This is a genomic window from Mucilaginibacter sp. McL0603, from assembly GCF_049992945.1.
GTDB lineage: Bacteria > Bacteroidota > Bacteroidia > Sphingobacteriales > Sphingobacteriaceae > Mucilaginibacter.
The window spans coordinates 3,181,254-3,198,388 of the sequence record NZ_CP188251.1; the positions used below are offsets into that span (position 1 = coordinate 3,181,254).

General features: G+C 40.0%; 11 protein-coding genes. All 11 read right to left on the bottom strand.

Translation table 11 applies throughout. The features are described from left to right. Positions 1–278: 278 nt before the first annotated feature. The 11 genes from ACPPVU_RS14635 to proB all read right to left on the bottom strand — a co-directional run bounded on the left by ACPPVU_RS14635 (position 279) and on the right by proB (position 17,101). Positions 279–5,879, bottom strand: coding sequence for an alpha-2-macroglobulin family protein (locus tag ACPPVU_RS14635; protein ID WP_426667258.1), 5,601 nt, complete (start codon positions 5,877–5,879; stop codon positions 279–281). A 75-nt stretch (positions 5,880–5,954) separates the two neighbouring features. Continuing rightward, on the bottom strand, positions 5,955–6,359 hold the full coding sequence (locus tag ACPPVU_RS14640; RefSeq protein ID WP_426667259.1) for a hypothetical protein: 405 nt from the start codon (positions 6,357–6,359) through the stop codon (positions 5,955–5,957). 103 nt (positions 6,360–6,462) lie between these two features. Then, entirely contained in the window at positions 6,463–8,793 is a 2,331-nt protein-coding gene (gene topA, locus ACPPVU_RS14645; protein ID WP_426667260.1) for a type I DNA topoisomerase, read from the bottom strand. A gap of 209 nt (positions 8,794–9,002) precedes the next feature. Further along, entirely contained in the window at positions 9,003–10,091 is a 1,089-nt protein-coding gene (gene mnmA / locus ACPPVU_RS14650) for a tRNA 2-thiouridine(34) synthase MnmA (protein ID WP_426667261.1), read from the bottom strand. A gap of 165 nt (positions 10,092–10,256) precedes the next feature. Next, positions 10,257–11,048: a hypothetical protein gene (locus tag ACPPVU_RS14655; protein WP_426667262.1), complete on the bottom strand. Its 792-nt coding sequence runs from the start codon at positions 11,046–11,048 to the stop codon at positions 10,257–10,259. Positions 11,049–11,317: 269 nt separating this feature from the next. Beyond that, entirely contained in the window at positions 11,318–12,691 is a 1,374-nt protein-coding gene (locus ACPPVU_RS14660) for an NAD-dependent succinate-semialdehyde dehydrogenase (protein WP_426667263.1), read from the bottom strand. 65 nt (positions 12,692–12,756) lie between these two features. Then, the gene (locus ACPPVU_RS14665) at positions 12,757–13,443 is read right to left on the bottom strand and encodes an ATP-binding cassette domain-containing protein (RefSeq protein WP_426667264.1); all 687 of its coding nucleotides are present in this window, start codon (positions 13,441–13,443) and stop codon (positions 12,757–12,759) included. Further along, a complete protein-coding gene (locus tag ACPPVU_RS14670; RefSeq protein ID WP_426667265.1) occupies positions 13,440–13,718 on the bottom strand; it encodes a hypothetical protein in 279 nt (92 codons plus the stop codon). The genes ACPPVU_RS14665 and ACPPVU_RS14670 overlap by 4 nt, the downstream gene beginning before the upstream one ends. Positions 13,719–13,813: 95 nt before the next feature. Further along, positions 13,814–14,674: a PAS domain S-box protein gene (locus tag ACPPVU_RS14675; protein ID WP_426667266.1), complete on the bottom strand. Its 861-nt coding sequence runs from the start codon at positions 14,672–14,674 to the stop codon at positions 13,814–13,816. A gap of 88 nt (positions 14,675–14,762) precedes the next feature. Then, positions 14,763–16,013 carry a glutamate-5-semialdehyde dehydrogenase gene (locus tag ACPPVU_RS14680; protein WP_426667267.1) on the bottom strand — a complete coding sequence of 417 codons (1,251 nt, stop codon included), beginning with the start codon at positions 16,011–16,013 and terminating at the stop codon, positions 14,763–14,765. Positions 16,014–16,021: 8 nt separating this feature from the next. Beyond that, entirely contained in the window at positions 16,022–17,101 is a 1,080-nt protein-coding gene (gene proB / locus ACPPVU_RS14685; protein ID WP_426667268.1) for a glutamate 5-kinase, read from the bottom strand. Positions 17,102–17,135: the final 34 nt, after the last annotated feature.

Genomic DNA, 17,135 nt, shown 5'->3' on the forward strand with positions numbered 1-17,135 from the left:
ATTCTACAATTGTAGACCTCAAGCTAATCAGATAACTCACAACACACGCAGGATACTTGGACAAGAGACCATGTGAAGGAATTGACGTGTACACTATTCGAAGTGGCATATCTTATTACGGACGTACCTACGAGGATGGTAAGAAAATAGGATGGAAGGACGGTGTGAGGGCCATCTACTGCATATTGAAATACGGGCTGTTTGGTCAACAGTGATTAGCAACCCGAGATCAGTGATTAGTTAAAAATTCCTGATAACTAATCACCGATCTCTGATAACTACTTAACCACCTCTACCCATTGCCCTTTCTCTAAAGCACTAATTGATATATCATACATCGCTTCGCAACTGGTTGCAGGCAGATAATACTTACCCGTATAAGCCGCATTCAGCATTACATAATAGGTTACTTCCTTACCTTCAGGTAAACTGAAATAGGTGTTCACCCTGTCATCCCGGATGTCACGGTAATCTGATGGCGAGGATTTAAATGCTTCGTCGCTATTCATCATCCGGGTGTTGAGTATTTCCCAGCCGGAAGGGAATATTTGTGTTAATGCCAGGTTATCATAACGGCCGCGGTGTCCTGGATTTTTAATATTCACCTGGGCTACAAAATCTGTCCCCTGTTTCAGTTTTGAAGGATCAACAGGCTTACCACCTAATGTAAAGTAACCAATACGCATCTGCAATACATCCGGCTTGCTAATAGACTGAACATCCTGTGCAGATGATGGTTGTCCTTTTTGTATTAACCTGATATATAATTTATTAGAGCCATTGTCTTTAATGGTTACTTTACCTCCGTTTGACGCTGTTGCAGCTTGCCACAAGTATGATCCAGAAGTAATACTACCACCATTATAAGTAAACTGCAGCTTACTTCCAGACTTATTTACACCACAATACTCAGCTATCGCAAATAGGGAATAAGCTGTGGTTTGCGTGCTGTACCACTCATCCTGGGATAGTCGTGCAGCAACCGTTCTTAGTAAACCAGCTGCTTTTTGTTGTTGGCCCAGCAAGGTTAATGTTTCTAATATCATGGCCTCATCACGAAGATCAGACCCGTAAGTACCGTATAAGGAGTTATATGGTTTTATAGTTGTTGGCAAACCAGAAATCATTTGCAAACCGATCTCTGGTTGTCCTGCCAATTTATAAGCGGCAGCTAATCTCCATTTGGCTTCGATACTCAGGTACTTAAATTCTCTCAGCCTGTTCATTGCACCCAATTCGGGAGAATTTGCTATGGCTAAAAGATATAAACGATAAGCCTGTGTCAGGTCGGCCCCATAAAAACTGCGCGAATCAGGTGCCCAGCCCAATGCCTTTAGTTTCTGGTATTTCTTCCAGCGTTCAATAAATCCAATTGGCAAGCTATAGCCTTTAGCCTGTGCAGCCAACATAAAGTGACCTGCATAGTTAGTGCCCCATTCGTCAGATTGTCCACCATCTGGCCAATAACTTAAGCCGCCATCCGAAACCTGGAATCCATTCAGCCGATTTATCGTTGCCTTGATATTACGTTCTGTCTCCGCCTTTTGAACCGGGTTAAGATCAAGCAACTGGCTTAAATACAACTGTGGGAAAGCAGAAGATGTAGTTTGCTCCACACATCCATAAGGGTATTCAATCAAATAGTCCAAACGTTTGGTCAGGTTCATCGGTGGGATAGAAGCGACATCAATTGTTGCTTTATTCGTTCCGGCCATACCTATTGCAGAATAGGTGGTTGTCCAGGTTTCACCGGGCTTTAGCTCTTTCTCTGTAATTTTCGTTATCGGTGGATTAGGGTTACGAATATTTAGTTCGACATCATATGATGCTGTCTCACTACCGCTTTTAGCTATGATCTTCACTTTTCCTACGCCAACAAAATCTTTCACATCCAGATCAAAGGTCACCAATTGGTCGCCAGTCTTACTAAAAGTTACAGATTTTTGGTTATTGCCATTTAAATTACTGAACGCATTAGATTGTACGGTTACATTTACAGTTTTAATATTGTTCTCTATTGCAAATACAGTTACTGGAAGTTGAACTTTCTCTGTCGGCCCTAAAACCCGCGGTAACGTAGCTAATATCATTAAAGGCTTTTTAACAGGGACTGCTTTCTCGGCAAATCCATAACTGCCATCATGCCCGGCAATCACCATTGCTTTTACCGATCCAATATATTGAGGCAAAGTAAAGCTGTGCGTTTGGCTTTCGCCTTTGTCCAGGTGGAACGGCCCAAGGAATTTCACCACAGGCTTAAAGCGGTTGACAGATACATTTTTATTCGTACCGGCAGTACCATCACCGCCAATACTTAATATTCGCTCTAAGCCGCCTCCGTATGCACCTAACACGTAATCGAATAAGTCCCATGTCTTTACTCCAAGTGCCTCGCGGGCATAGAATGTTTCGTGCGGATCAGGTGTTTTGTAATTAGTGATATCCAGCAAACCCTCATCCACAATGGCTATGGTATAGGTCATTTCTTTGCCTGATGCTTCTGAAACAGTAATGGATGATGGGGTTTCGGGCCGTAATTTGGCTGGCAAACCGATCACTGGTTTCAATATGGTTTCAGGATTATCAACTGTTAAGGCAATAGCACCGTACATTCGTATTGGCAGGTCATTTACTGTTTGTGCGTGACGCTGCAGCAAAGTAACATTCACAAAAATATTCGGCGCCATGCTCTCATCTATCTTGAAACTATACTGCGTTTGACCTTTTTTGGTATCGATCCAAATCGTTTTTAAAACCTTGCTACCATTTTCAAAACTGATGAGTGCTCGACCGTCAGACATGGTTGGAATAGTCAAAGTAGCCTGTTCACCAACCTTATAACTGGTTTTGTCTGATGTAAAAGATAACATGGACGCTTCTGTGGGATTGGTTTGTTGTAACCTTTCCGACCAGTTTGGCCAATCGACATAAATGATCTTCCCGCTTGAATGCCCGGTTTGCTGATCAGATACTTTGATCAGGTAACGGCCCCAGTCTTCCTGGTCAATGTGCAAATTCCATTTTCCGTGACCATTATTCAGCCTGATCGTTTCGGTTTTTATCAGCTTATTGTATTTATCCTGGGTGAAATTGCTCAGCTCATTACCCGTCTGATCCCACCACCAGCGCCATTGTACCTTGTAAAGCTCCAGTTGTACATTGCGTTCTCCGCTAATTGCCTTGCCTTTTGTGTCCACATCAGCAATTTCTATCTGGTTGTCTTTTCCGGTATATAACATTCCTGAAAGATCGCTGCCCTGTGGCGTTTTAATGCCGACATAACCCGGGTAAACATTGTAAGGCAAGGAGAGTGTCTGCAAACTAAAATTACCACCCGGTTCAAATACTTTAACTACAAAGTTGGCTCGTAACTGTCCGGGAGCTTGCTTTTCGACATTGATATCAGCATTGACAGAAGCTGAACCATTCTCATCCAGTTTGCCATCAAATACAGTTTGTGTTTGGGTATTAAATGCGAGGGTAGGGTCGTCAAAAACATAATCGGGATAGTTTTTGAAGGATGTTTTTTGTGCCGATAGAAAAGCGTCAACTTTAGCTTTAAGGTTCTGTGCTATTCCGCCAAACAGCCAATGAGCTTCAAGCTTACCATCAGTATTGCTTCCTTTTGATAATTCTGTGGCCCCATCAAAGCTCAAATTCAGCTTCAAACGGTTTGGCATAATAGTCTCTATCTTGATGTTTTTTTCAAACGTAGCACCACCTACTTTTACTTTAGCCGACCAGTTGCCCGTACGCGATGAAGTTTCAGTAGCTGTATGGAAACTATAAAGACCATCTACAGATTTGGTTTGGGTGATACGTTTGTATAATTGCCCGTCAGGATTAAACAGTTCAAATTCAACCGGGTGGTCAGCGGGTAAAGTTTTTAACTTATCCTCCAAAATAAACGAAAGGAAGATAGAATCACCCGGCCGCCATACGCCGCGCTCGCCGTAAATAAAGCCTTTTAAGCCACTTTGTATCTCATCGCCACCAACATTAAAGCGGGATAGTGGAAGAGAGCTGCCATCGTCTAATTTAAGGTATCCTTTTTCGGCTCCATGTGTAGCTACTAACAAGTATGGTTTACGCTTCAGGTCGAATTTGGCCATACCATCCCCATCGGATGTGCCTTTATATATAACCTGTTTCTGGTAATCCATTAACTGCAATGATACCCCTGACATTGGTTGTGCAGTTAAAATATTGGTCACTGCCACCGTCATACTGTTATCATTGCCACGTTTGGCAATCAAACCGATGTTGGATGCTATGATATTCCGTTTTGCCCAGCGATCTTTGGTATAGTAAGAATTTTTGCATGGGTCAAACCTCTCGTTCCAGCTATAGTTTTCAGGGTAATAACTGTCATATCGTTGCCAAAAGTCATCATCCTCATCTTTTATATTATTACTGCTTCCCCCGTTATCATAATCGCCACCATATTCCTCATCACCAGAACCATCGTTTTTCTTTAAAGCAGGCGAACCCAAAGCACAGTTGTACAAGGAATATTCTTGCCTGAAACCAATTACAACACGATAAATGGCGCCCGGTTCTGCGCGCAATAGCTGGTCTATATCCAGCATAAAACGGTTCTTTTTATTCAGGTTGATGCTTTTGTCCTGGTCTAGGCGGATTGTTTTCTGTACCACAGGGCGACCTACGGCACGTAATTCCTGTCCACCATCAAAACTATTGTTTTGGAAAAACTGGGGCACATTGTTTTCATATACCTTAATGATGCTTACATCCACAGCGTTCAAATTCACGGCTTCAAAAGGCATGGTTAACTTACCCGAATCAGGTAATATCACCCCTTTACCGGGTATCGACACTGATGGCATCCTGTTTTCAAAAAACACACTTCCAGAATATGCCGCGGTTATTTTTTTATGGGATATATTTTCAACACCTTCATTTACAAAGGCACTGTAATTGCCCTGCAGGCGGTCGGAAGCATATATTTTAACTGTGCTGCCATCAATGGTATAGGCCGGATCTTCTACATTTTTTATACCGATCAATCCCTTCAATTCCTGGCCAACCAAAATAGCGTCTGAAAACTGCACTAAAACATACTGATCCTGGTCTTGTACTGCTGTTATTGCCAAAACTTTAAAGTCACCTATAGCGGGTATTTCAAATTCTTGATCGCCTTTTTTATCTACATTCAAGCTGTTGCCATCCCAGCTGACTGAAAGCTTATTCACCTGGTCAGCGACTCTTGTTAGTTCGTTTATAGTGAATTTGTGTGTATGAGTGGCATTGCTATGCTGCCAACTGATATGAACAGGGGATGGATAATTAGTGTTGATCAGCTTTTCAATAGCAGCATTGTCTTCGTCATCGGCAGTTTGGACAATACCATCCAGCTTCATTTTGTCGATAGACGTATTAGTAGCTGTTTGCAAGCCAACGAACGATACGGTAAAGTCGGGTTTAACAGTCTGAAAAGTAAACTTAAAATCTTTAAACTTATCCGGAACGTCGAGGATCTTGCTCAACTCAAATTCAGCAGTATAGCTTTGATTGGCAACAAGTTTGGCCTCTGGCCTAAACTCGATGGTACGTTCGTCAATCCAGTAGGCTTTCCCCTTAATTGAGGGCGAAAAATCAAATGTATTGTCAGGTAATTTGTCATTTTGCACATGCGTGGTAGGCACATCGCCTGCAAGACGGATACGAATTGTTCCATCCTTAGATATTATTCCTGAAGTATAAGATTCTATATACTTGCTAAAGGCCGGATCAACAGAAGTATTATGCTTCCGGTGGAAAATAAGGTAAAGGCTTAATATTATGAGTAAAAACAGGCCAACCGCGATGGCAATAAAAGGGTATTTACGGTCAGGAGAAAGGCTTGAATCGTCTTCCATGATAAGGTTGATTTATTTCCTGAAATTATAAAATTTCCGTCAATAAAAAATTTATCTGAAATAAGATTTTAAAAATTAACGGATCATTACACCCGGCTTATTAATAATAGGGAGCTTAATAAAATTTGATTCGACAATACTTTCCGGCAGGAAAATAAACTTCTTATCAAATATCTCTTTCCCGATATAATAACTCAACCAGTATTCATTATTAAGCCCGAAAGTGGCCTCATCAATTGGTTCAATAAGAGCAAAGGCGCTGTTTTCAACTACCGGAAACATATGACGCAGGGTTGAGGTCTTGATCTGTTCCCCGTCTTTTTCGCCATAGCCTTTCGAGGTGATCAATACATTCTCGATAGGCTCTTTCTTTAGGTTGATCAAGTACACATACCACGTTTTACTCTCGATATTCTCACCTTCCAGCGCAACTGCAATCGCTATATCCTGCACTATATTTTCGGGGATGTCTTTTATCATGTTAGTTGATTAAGTTAGTCTAAGTTGAATGAGTTGATTAAGTTGGTCTAATTTTAAAAACTTAATTAACCACTTAACTCAATCAACTTATTCAACTTACAAATTACTTTTTCTTAGCAAATCGCTTTGCACCTGGCTTTTTAGGAGCTTTGGCTTCTGCATCGGCCAGTGCCTTGCATTCTTCAAAAGTCAGGTCCAGCGGCTCTTTGCCTTTCGGTATCTTAACGTTTTGTTTGCCAAATTCGATATAAGGCCCCCAGCGTCCGTTTAAAATTTTTACATCCGGGTTTTCATCAAATGTTTTTATCAACCTTTCAGCGTCTTTTTTACGCTTTTCAACAATGATCTCAGCAGCCTGTTCTTCAGTTACATCAAGCGGATCAATATCTTTAGGTAATGAATAGAATGCGCTGTTATGCCGTATATAGGGGCCGAATTTGCCTATAGCCACAGTCATTTCCTTATCTTCAAACACACCGACTTTTTTAGGTAGCTTAAACAGTTCAAGTGCGTCATCAATACTGATGGTTTCAATGCTTTGACCGGCTCTTAAACTGGCGTATAACGGCTTTTCTTCGTTATCGCTATCACCAACCTGTACAAACGGCCCGTAGCGGCCTATTCTAACAGAAACTTTTTTACCACTTACAGGATGTATGCCCAAATCGCGTTCGCCTGTGGCTTTATCAGCTGTTTCTATCGTATTTTGAACTTCTTTATGGAATGGGTTATAAAATTTGCGGATCATATCGGTCCATTCTTCCAATCCCTGCGCTATCTCATCAAACTGTTTTTCAACACCTGCTGTAAAATGATAATCAACAATACCTTTAAAGTATTGCACCAGGAAATCATTCACCACGGCACCAATATCTGTCGGGAATAGTTTTCCACGTTCGGCACCTGTGTTTTCTGTTTTTTCTTCCTTGGTAATACTTTGACCTTTCAGAGTCAATACCCTGAAATTGCGTTGTTTGCCTTCGCGGTCTTCCTTAACTACATAACCCCTGTTCTGGATAGTAGAAATAGTAGGAGCGTAGGTCGATGGTCGTCCTATACCCAACTCCTCCAATTTTTTAACCAAACTGGCTTCTGTATATCTTGCAGGGGGACGTGAATAACGTTCAGTAGCACTCATTTCCTGCAAGTCAAGACGCTGTCCCTTACTTAATGGTGGTAATATAGCATTGTCTTCGGTAGATTGAGGTTCCTCATCTTCATCAACGGATTCCAAGTACACTTTCAGGAAACCGTCAAACTTCATTACTTCACCATTAGCTACTAGTTCTTCTTTCCGTGTTGATATACTGATCTTTGCAGTGGTCTTCTCAAATAAAGCTTCACTCATCTGAGAAGCAATTGCTCTTTTCCAAATCAACTCATACAGCCGTTTTTCAGAAGGGTCACCCTCAATTGTATGCTGATCAAAGTAGGTTGGTCTGATGGCTTCGTGTGCTTCCTGCGCACCGGCACTCTTTGTTTTATATTTTCTGTGCTGATGATATTTATTACCGTAAGCGGAATTAATTTCCTTTGCAGCAGCATCCAAAGCGGTATCAGACAAGTTAACCGAATCGGTACGCATATAGGTGATCTTTCCTGATTCGTATAGCTTTTGGGCTACCGACATGGTACGTGAAACTGAAAAACCAAGTTTCCGGCTCGCTTCCTGTTGTAAGGTAGATGTGGTAAATGGAGCTGCCGGGCCTCGTTTGGTCGGTTTTGTTTCGAGTGAGCTGATGTTAAAATCAGCACCGATACAATCCCTTAAAAACTTTTCAGCATCCTCTTGTTTAGCATAACGTTCGGGCAGTTCAGCTTTAAATGCTTCTTTCCCCTTACCGAATATAGCCACAATCTTAAAAGCCGCTTCGGCTGTAAACTTATTGATCTCGCGTTCACGATCAACAATTAGCCTTACTGCAACTGATTGTACCCGTCCGGCAGAAAGCGAGGGTTTAACTTTCTTCCATAATACAGGCGAAAGTTCAAAACCAACTAATCTGTCCAAAACACGGCGTGCCTGCTGGGCATTAACCAGGTTATAATCTATTTTTCTCGGATTTTCAATAGCCTTTAAAATAGCTGGTTTAGTTATTTCGTGGAAAACGATACGTTTTGTACTAGCATCCTTCAAGCCTAAGGTTTCAAATAAGTGCCAGGAAATGGCCTCACCCTCACGGTCCTCGTCCGATGCCAGCCAAACCATCTCGGCTTCCTTTGCAAGTTTCTTTAACTCGCTTACTACCTGTTTCTTATCAGCAGGAACCTCGTATTTCTGTGCAAAGTTATTATTGATATCGATTGCATCTTCCGACTTCACCAAATCGCGGATATGTCCGTAACTGGACTTCACAGTAAAGTCCTTGCCAAGGTATCCCTCGATGGTTTTGGCTTTCGCCGGAGATTCGACAATTAGTAAATTTTTAGCCATTAAAGCAGTTATTTTTTTGCAAATAAAACATAAAGAAAGGTAAACGCAAATTTGTTTTTCGTTTGAGCGTTGTAAAGTTGTAAAGTTGGAAGGTTGAAATATTGTAGTTTATTAAGACAAATTATCTGTTTGTTTTATTGCAGGGTTCAAGTTGGTAAGATTCAAATTAACTTTAAAACCTTCCAACTTTACAACATTTCAACAAAGCATCACATCAGGAAACCACCACCCAAAAGGTCGTTGCCTTCGTAAAATACAGCCGACTGGCCGGGTGCTATGCCGCTAACGTTGTGATGAAAGTCGACCTTCATGTGTTCGCCCATTTGTACAATGGTGCTTTGTGTGCCGGCATCTTTATAGCGTATTTTGGTAACTGCTTCCAGTGGCTCGGTTATACTTTCATATTTAACCAGATTCAAATTTTTAACCCAGGCAGATTTGCGTTCCAATTCATCCTGTGTACCTAAAACAACGGTGTTGGTTTGCGGATCGATACGGGTTACAAACATAGGATGGCCCAATGCAATGCCCAAACCTTTACGTTGACCAATAGTATAGAATGGATATCCCTGATGCTGGCCCACTACAGTGCCATCAGTCAACACAAAATTACCTCCGGCCACACGTTCATCCAGATTTTCTACTTTGTGCCTTAGAAATGATCTATAGTCGTTATCAGGAACAAAGCATATCTCATAGCTTTCGCTCTTGCCTGCGAGTTCTACCTGGCCCATTTCAAGTGCCATTTGTCTGATCTCTGCTTTGGTAAAACTTCCTAAAGGGAATTTAGTACGGGCAAGGTTCTTCTGGGATACTCCCCACAATACGTAAGACTGATCCTTATTTTCATCAAGGCCCTTTGATACTACGTAACGGCCATTATCGTGCATCCTGATATTGGCATAATGCCCGGTAGCAATAAATTCGCAGTCCAGTTTATCGGCACGCTTTAATAAAGCTTCCCATTTGATATGCGTATTACACAAAACACAGGGATTAGGTGTACGACCGGCTAAATATTCGTCAACAAAGTTATCGATCACAAAGCCACCGAATTCACTCCTGATATCTAATATATAATGAGGGAATCCGTATCCTACGGCTAAAGCACGTGCATCATTAATGCTATCCAGGCTGCAGCAGCCGGTTTCTTTTGAACTTCCGCCAGATGAAGCGTAGTCCCAGGTTTTCATGGTCAGGCCGATAACTTCATAGCCCTGCTCGTGCAGCATAATTGCTGCAACAGAACTATCAACCCCGCCACTCATTGCCACTAATATCCTGCCATGCTTACTCATAATTGGGTGCAAAGATACGTTATTGTGATTTATGATGGTAGGGGGTTGGGTCAGAGGAGGGTAATTTGTTGGCGATAAGTCCAGGATTCGAAATACCAACAGCTGAAATAGATTAACTAAACTTATACGGATTTAACTGTGTGTTTTGAAGATTCGTACTGATATCTATTTGTGATTTATAAGATTTATAGGTCCGAGCTCCTTTAATGCCATCAAAAATTGGGTATTATCACCGATCTTAATAAGTCGTATTTTGTTAAGGAATTTCTTATTTTTAAAATCAAAATCTTTGCAAATTAACCTATCTGAATATGCTCTTATTATTACCGTTGATGTATTATTAAGTATTAAAAACTCGTGCTTAGCCGACGCATCCTTTTTACCCCTTATTTCGCTTAAATTAAGATTTAAAACAACGAACAGAATTACAACTCCAAAAACAACAAGTCGTACAGTACTATAAAACCTTTGTACATCCGATTCTGATGTATTTGCTGCTTTTTCATAGTCATTGTGCTGTTTTCTCTTATTATATATTTTATGTGTAATACTAATTATCAATAACGTAATGTTTGTAGCAACAATAATCACAGTATAAAAAAAGTTTTGTCCTTCAAAAGCCTTTGTAGTTAAATATGTTATGTAACAAGCAGATAGTATCAAAAAATTCCAACTTATAAATCTAGCTATCGAAGGTGTTCCTTTTAACCAACCATTTAATTTATAATAGCTTACAGCAGAAAAAAAACATATCAAAATAATGTTAATTGTTTGAGTCCAGTAGGGTACAACACTGTTTAAATCAACTGTTATGAAATCACTTGGAATAGAAAAATAATCACAATAGCTTTTTTCGTACAAAAATGTGCACTCGTATCCCAATGCTGTTATTATCCCAAGCAATATGGCTGAATCAATCGTTATTGGCAACAGCCTTATGTTTTCGTTAAATTTCATTTTTTTATCTGTCGACAGTTTTAATTGTTTTTTTGATCAATCTGTATAAGTAGAACAATCTATTTGCCCTTGCCGCAAAACATAACCTTTTTATCGTGTTTACGTCAATGAAAATAAAACTCACAGTAAATAACTATAGGTTAATTAGTTTTAATTTTCAGCTATTTATGAAACTTATATAATGTGGTTATTTAAGTACCTGATTGTTTATTTGCGGGCAATAAGTCATTATTTACTATTGTGGGATGCGCTATTTGTTATCGGATTACTCAATTTTCAGCAACAAAAACCGTCTTAATATTCACAAATTCATGAATACCAAAAAGCCCCAATTCACGACCATATCCCGATTGTTTGATGCCACCGAAGGGTAATCGCGGATCAGATTTTACAATGGAATTAACAAAACAGGAACCGGCCTGTAATTGGGTCGCTGCTATTTTTTCACCCTTCTCTCTGTCCGCGGTAAATATTGCAGAGCCTAAACCAAAGGCACTATCATTGGCAATACGTATAGCATCAGCCTCATCTTTGGCTATGATAATAGCCGCCACCGGTCCGAACAATTCTTCATCATAAGCAGGCATACCTGGTTTTACTTTGGTGAGAATAGTAGGTGGGTAGAAGGCATTTCTACCTTTGGGCAAGTTTCCACCTAAAATACATTTAGCACCAGCTTTTACAGAGCGTTTTACCTGCTCATGTAATTCATTTCGCAACTCAACACGAGCCTGTGGGCCAATATCGGTTGCAGTATCAAGTGGATTGCCTACCTTTTTTGATTCCATTTTATTCAAAAAGAGCTTTGTAAACTCCTTCTGGACAGCTTTAACTATTATAAATCTTTTAGCAGCGATGCAACTTTGCCCGCTGTTAATGATACGGCTGTTAACACATGCCTCGGCAGCTTTTTCCAAATCGGCATCTTCCAGTACTATATAAGCATCACTGCCTCCTAATTCTAATACAGCTTTTTTAATAAGTGATCCTGCCTTTTGTGCTACCTGTTTACCTGCGTTTGTGCTTCCAGTAATGGTTACAGCCTGTATCAGCGGGTTTTCTATAATCTTCTCGACCATTGTGCTGGCAACCAATAATGTTTGAAAAACGTTATCCGGAAAACCAGCCTGGTGTACCACGTCTTCAATTGCCAGCGCACAACCGGGAACATTGGAGGCATGTTTAAGTACACCACAATTACCCGCAGCCAATGCAGGTGCCAGAAAGCGGAATACCTGCCAGAAAGGAAAATTCCACGGCATAATAGCCAATACCACACCTATAGGCTGAAAGCTTACAAAACTTTTAGAGGCATCAGTTTCAATTAATTGATCTTTTAGAAACGATGCAGCATTGGCAGCATAATATTCACAAACCGAAGCACATTTTTCAATTTCAGCAACTCCCTGATTAATTGGTTTGCCCATTTCCTGGGCCATTAATACGGCAAATTCAGATTTGCGTGTTTGCAGTACGCTAGCCATATTGGTCAAAAGCTTTCTTCTTTCCTCGTGGCTGGTATTTTTCCAATTAAGCCATGCTTTATGGGTTTGTGCTATCTTTTGCCCAACTTGTTTAGGACTATGACCCCGGTAGGTTTTAAGTGGTTTGCCATTGGCGGGATTTCTTGAAACGATGTTCATAAGAACCGGGTTTACTATGAACAAATAAACAGAACTTATTTTAAATAGTTGATTGTCACGCTAAATTAATTACTTCCCGGCTCGAATGTTCCGGCTGGTACGTAGTTCCATTTTTCTAACTCGTATAAATTAGTAATGGGTCTGGATATGCCATCAGTAATCAGGATTATTCTATCGCTTGCCGCAATTATATTAACATAATCATGATCTGTTATAATAAATCCTTTTGTCGACTTATATTGCTTAATCAAGTCAGAGATCACTTCTTTATATAAGGGTTCTACTTTAGAAAAAGGTTCATCCAGTAAAATAAATTTAGTATCCATACTTACTAATAACATAATCTCGAGGTATCTTAATTCACCACCAGATAATTCTGAGACACATTTTTTGAGATGATTTTTTAATCTTGGGTCATTAATTATTTTTTCTCTGGCGGTTTTATTAGGAAGATATATATCGATAATTTTTCCTATCGATATATTTTTCGGTAAAAACTCATGCTGAGGTAAATAGGCTATAAGGTTGCCGTATTTGTAAGGTTGATCGTATACTTTTTGATTTATCCTGATGAATTTGTTGTAAGTAGAAACGGTTCCGAAGATGATTTTTAATAAGGTTGACTTTCCGCAACCATTTCTGCCCAAAATGCCAATGATATCGCCTGTTTCACATCTTAGATAACACCCACCGAGTATTTGCCTGTCATCGAATGAGATCATCACACTATCTACCTCCAGTAGGTTTTTCATAAATGGATTATTTTTAAAATAATGATTATTAAAAATACTACCAGGATATTACCCACGAAGGAGAAACCTATCAGTTTAAATTTGGTGAAGCCGTAATTATAATAAAAGTAATACTGCTGTTTATAAAATAACTCGAAATAGAATGCAGAAAGTATCAACCCAAATACGCAAAATGATATCACAAAAGCAGGGATACCGAATAAAAAACCTAAAAGAAATGAAAGCGGAATATTTACACTTGACAGTGTTTTATAGTAATTGAAAACTATCCGCATTTTCAAGCTATTGGTTTGATTTAGGTAAGATTAAGATACTATGTCGGTATTGCTGTAACAACAATATGACATATAACGGAAATATTAATTGTATGTTATCGGGAAGAAGTGATGAGATCAGAATTTATTTCCTCGTTGATCTTTGAGTTGATCTTGTGTACAATTTTGTCCAGTTCTTTAGCAGACAGATTGATACTTTCCATTATCTCTACTTTTTCATCCATATTAGAAGCAACTCTCATCACATTGGCTAAACCCATGATATTAGCTAACGGACGGCGGATCTCATGCGAACTAAGCCAGGCCACTTCTTTCAGCTTATCATTCTGGCGCGTTATTTCATCTTCTTTTTGCTTGCGCCAGGAAATGTCATTGTATACTGCTATATAGCCGGTATGCTCATAATCATCATCAAACAAGGGGGTAAATTCTCCATGAACCCAAAACCGGTCGCCACTTTTTGTATAACAACCAATATCCATTGAAAAGATTTCCAATGCTTTTTTTCTTTGTATAATTTGCCCAAGCACGTCCATACCTGTTTCAGGCCCAATAAAGAATTCTGATGGCGATTTGCCTGCAATTTCGTGAAGATGAAAGCCCGTCCTATCTTCGACTGCCTTATTTATCCAGGTAATATGGTTATTCTCATCGGTAATGATGATCATATTATTTACCCTGGTGACAATATTAGCCAACCTTTTTAATTCATCATCAGAACGACGCTGCTGATCATCGATTTCTATCAGTCTTCGTTCATCTATTATTATTAGTTTGTATAATAGAAACCCGGTTATTATGACAAAAAAGAAGCCCTTTCCGCTGTTTATCCATGAATAAATTTCGGGGTCAAAGATATCTTGAAATAAAAAAAGTATTCTGTCGCTTAATGTTATCCAAATTAAAGCAATAGCAACGTACAATATAGCAATACGTAAAGGCCCGGCGATAGTCATCGATCAGTATAAGGGGATCACATTATCCGGATTTCTATACGCTATCTGTTGTTGAATTGTTAGCTTTTTCCTGAGATTTTTTAATTTTTTATGGATTGCGCACCTGTCCGTCGCCTTTTACTAACCATTTGTAGCTGGTCAACTCTTGTAAACCCATCGGGCCACGGGCATGTAGTTTTTGTGTGCTGATACCAATTTCGGCGCCTAAACCGAACTGAGCTCCATCTGTAAAGGCCGTGGAGGCATTTACGTAAACTGCTGCTGCATCTACCTTATTTAAAAAAGCGGCTGCATTTACGGCATCTTCAGTTAATATGGCCTCGCTATGCTTAGAACTGTGGCTGGCAATATGATTGAGTGCTGCTGAAAAGCTATCAACTGTTTTAATTGCCATTTTTAAAGACAAAAACTCTGTACCGAAATGTTCTGGTTTAGCTTTAAAAAGAAGATTTGACGGATAATCGCCTCGCAATACAGCGTATGAGTCTTCATCAGCATAAATTTCCACTTCTTTTTCAGCAAGCAATTTTCCTATTTGGGGTAAGTCTTGTAGCCTTGAATCATGAATAATTAAGCAATCTAATGCATTACATACACTTACCCGTCTTGTTTTAGCATTGCAAATGATCTCGCTTCCTTTTTGCAAATCGGCTGTTTCATCAAAATAGGTATGAACTATGCCAGCGCCAGTCTCTATTACGGGTACCTTGCTTTGTTGTCTTACACGATCTATTAATTGTTGACTACCACGCGGGATCAATACATCGATATAACCTATCGCATTTAACAGAGCTTCTGTGGCCTCGCGCTCAGGCGGTAGCAGGATCGCCACATTAGGATTAATATCATATTTAGCTAATACATTATGAATAAGGGCTATAATGGCTTTGTTGGAATATTCAGCATCACTGCCACCTTTCAACACACACACATTGCCCGTTTTAAAACAAAGCGCAAATACATCAAAGGTAACATTGGGGCGGGCTTCATATATCACGCCTACAATACCCAAAGGCACACTTATTTTTCTGATATTAAGTCCGTTGGGCATAGTTTGTTCCGAGAGAACATGGCCGAGAGGGTGAGGTAATCCCGCAACGTTAACCATATCTTTTGCAATATCCTGTATGCGTGCTGCGGTAAGTTTTAAGCGGTCATATTTTGGATCAGAGGTATTCATCCGGTCCAGGTCCTTTTGGTTTTCTTTTAATAAATGTTCGGTTTGCTCTACAGCGGCTTTTGCAAGATCATTCAACACAGCAACAATTGTATCCGCTGAGACATCCACTATATCCCTGCCGGCAATCAAAGCATCTTCAAAGTATTTTTGGAAGCTCATGGGTAATCCTAACTCTGTAAATAAAGATAATCATAATGCACCAGTGGTTTCTGGTTTTTTTGGCCAATTTTCTCCCTGGCCTTTTCAGCGCTGTATTCTGCTATTCCTAAACCGATTAGTTTATCCTGTTCATCTATCAATTTAATGATTTCGCCCTTGTTAAAATCAGCTATGATATTAACGACGCCTACCAATAGAAGACTAGTCGCTTTATCGGATACAAGCGCCGTTTTAGCGCCCTCGTTCACTTTTACAACACCGGTGGCATTGTGTGCAGAATGTGCTATCCATTTCTTTTTACCCGATTTGGATTTATCTGCAGCAAACCGGGTATGAATTACATCATTTTCCAGTACGTCAATCAGTATATTATCTTTTGTTCCATTAGCAATATGCACTGCAATACCTAATTGAGCAGTTTTTTGTGCCATGGTTGATTTGGTGATCATACCACCCCGCCCGAACTGTGAACGACCGGAAGTTACAAAAGAGGAAAAATCAGGAGTTGAATTGTCCACTTCCTCTATCACCTTTGAACCAGGAAGTTTTGGATCGCCATCATAAATGCCGTCTACATTCGTCAATACGATCAATGCCTGCGCGTTCAACATCGAGGCTATCAGTCCTGCCAGCTCATCGTTATCCGTAAACATTAATTCTGTCACCGATACCACGTCATTCTCATTAACAACTGGTATTACCTGATGTTGTAAAAGTACTTCCAGGCAATTACGCATATTGAGATAATGTAATCTGTCTCTGAAATCTTCCTTTGTCACCAGGATTTGCGAGCACAGCATATCGAAATGCCCGAAGAGATTTGAATAGGTATTAATTAGCTTTACCTGTCCAATAGAAGCAAGTAATTGCCTTGCTGCCACAGCATCCGATTTTTCGGATACAGTGATCATACTTCGGCCAGATGCTACTGCACCTGATGACACCAGGATCACTTCCTTTCCCTGTTTTTTTATTTCAGCGACCTGCTCAACAAGGTGGCCGATACGTTTCAGGTCGGGTAGTCCATCTTGCCGGGTAAAAACATTTGAACCGATCTTGATAACGATACGGTGGTAATTAAAGGCCATCAGAAGTTTAGTAATATTGAACTTCAATATTACT